Raw genomic sequence first — 1,941 nt, 5'->3', positions numbered from 1 at the left:
GCTAAAGTGTGACATGGTTTTTCAGTGGCTTAAATAAAGGGATCGGGAAAGATGAAAAATTACCAGTCGCTAAAAGTGGCTGCGTTGCTGACTTTCTCTGACTGGCTGACGGTTTGATGGTAATAATCCGAGGTTTTCTCTTGAGACATCAGCTGCCCGAGTTGTGCCTCGATCGCCGCCGTCACCTCTTGACAAGATGAACCGACTATGCCTGTCACCTTTTCCATAACGCGACCATCGGGATAGATAATAAACTCTAGGCTTTCCATGCTCATAGCTCTTCTCGGCGTGATCTGGGGTTTGCAAAGCTCCCTATCGTTTTAATTTACGATAGTTTGCTAATCGTAGCAATCTGGTTAAAATTTTAGCAAAACTTTATATTACGTCACCTAACCACTTTCATTTTTTGTAAGTTTCCCGTAACTTTTCTTCATCGTCAAGGGCGAACCTTGACCCAGGAGGCACAATTTAACAAAACTACACAAAAAAGACGACCTGAAGCGATAAATTGAAAATAAAGGAGATGCAACGGCGAACCACGACCGCCGAGATCATAGAATTTTGTCTATAGGAATCCCAACGAATATGAATAAACAAATAGCCAGCGATCGCCTTCGGATCGGTGTTTTAGGTTTTGGTGGTTTGGGACAGGCCGCCGCCAGAATTCTCGCCCCCAAACAGGAAATGCTCTGGACTGCCGCCGCCGATAAAGCCGGTTTTGCTTACCACAAAGACGGTCTAGATGTCAATACCTGTAACAAAATTTATCATGACCGGGGTTCGATCGGTTATCTGGAAAATTACGGCAGTCTCAGCCAAAACAGTATCGAGGAATTAATCAAAACTGCCGACGTAGAAGGCTATTTTCTCGCCCTGCCGAATTTACCCAACAATTTCATGGCCGATATCGCTAAAACTTTCATTCGCTTGGGTTGGCGCGGGGTTTTAGTCGATGCGCTCAAACGTACCAGCGCCATGGAACAAATCTTAGCACTACAAGCAGACCTAGAAGCCGCCGGCATCACCTACATGACCGGCTGCGGCGCTACCCCCGGACTGTTAACTGCTGCCGCTGCCCTAGCTGCCCAGAGTTATGCAGAGATTCATAGCGTTAAAATTACCTTCGGCGTGGGAATCGCCAACTGGGAGGCTTATCGTGCCACTATTCGCGAAGATATCGCCCATTTACCCGGTTACAACCCAGAAACAGCCCACCAGATGAGTGACGCGGAAGTGGAAATGCTGTTAAATAAAACCAATGGCATTCTCAGCCTCGAAAACATGGAACACGCGGACGATATTATGCTGGAATTGGCTGGAATTTGTGGACGCGATCGGGTTTCCGTCGGGGGTGTGGTGGATACGCGCAACCCGAAAAAGCCTTTAAGTACCAATGTTAAAGTCACGGGGCGGACTTTTGAAGGCAAAATTTCCACCCATACCTTCACTTTAGGCGATGAAACCAGTATGGCGGCTAATGTCTGCGGGCCGGCTTTTGGTTATCTGAAAGCGGGGGTTTCCCTGCATCGTCGCGGTATCTACGGACTATGGACAGCAGCGGAGATTATGCCGCAATTTGTGCGCTAGGGGTTTCTCTGGCGTAAAATAGCTAAAACTTTCGGGAAAATAGCGGGTAAGGGAGCGATCGCTTCTAGGCTCTCTCCCGTGACCGGATGTATTAAGATTAAACGATAGGCGTGGAGTAATTGCCCGGGTAGATTAATCCCGATGGAACGACCGGAACTATAGAGGGGATCCCCAAGAATCGGATGACCGATGTGGCTGCTATGAACGCGAATTTGATGAGTTCTGCCGGTTTCTAGGCGAAATTCCATTAAGGTGTAGTTGCCTAGTCTTTCCTTGATTTGCCAGTGGGTGACGGCATTTCTACCTCCTTTTTCCACGGCAATAATAGCCATCTTTTGGCGATCGCTACGGTGA

General features: G+C 47.9%; 3 protein-coding genes. 1 reads left to right on the top strand and 2 read right to left on the bottom strand.

Going from position 1 to position 1,941, the window contains the following annotated elements; translation table 11 throughout:
* Positions 1–59 precede the first annotated feature (59 nt).
* Positions 60–275, bottom strand: coding sequence for a DUF2997 domain-containing protein (locus IQ242_RS23670; protein ID WP_002752708.1), 216 nt, complete (start codon positions 273–275; stop codon positions 60–62).
* Between the two features lie 310 nt (positions 276–585).
* Here IQ242_RS23670 and IQ242_RS23665 point away from each other — a divergent pair, with 310 nt between their 5' ends.
* The gene (locus tag IQ242_RS23665) at positions 586–1,587 is read left to right on the top strand and encodes a saccharopine dehydrogenase-like oxidoreductase (protein ID WP_193961634.1); all 1,002 of its coding nucleotides are present in this window, start codon (positions 586–588) and stop codon (positions 1,585–1,587) included.
* On the opposite strand, the gene IQ242_RS23660 is transcribed toward IQ242_RS23665, so the two are convergent.
* Positions 1,584–1,941, bottom strand: a 358-nt coding sequence (locus IQ242_RS23660; RefSeq protein WP_228021184.1) for an RluA family pseudouridine synthase, incomplete at its 5' end; no start/stop codon positions are given. The two genes, IQ242_RS23665 and IQ242_RS23660, sit on opposite strands and share 4 nt — an antisense overlap.

Origin of the sequence: Microcystis sp. LEGE 08355 (genome assembly GCF_015207185.1) — a bacterium.
In the GTDB taxonomy this organism is placed as follows: Bacteria; Cyanobacteriota; Cyanobacteriia; order Cyanobacteriales; family Microcystaceae; genus Microcystis; species Microcystis panniformis.
The sequence above is the reverse complement of the archived record's forward strand: the minus strand, read 5'-3'. Positions and strand labels throughout refer to the sequence as shown.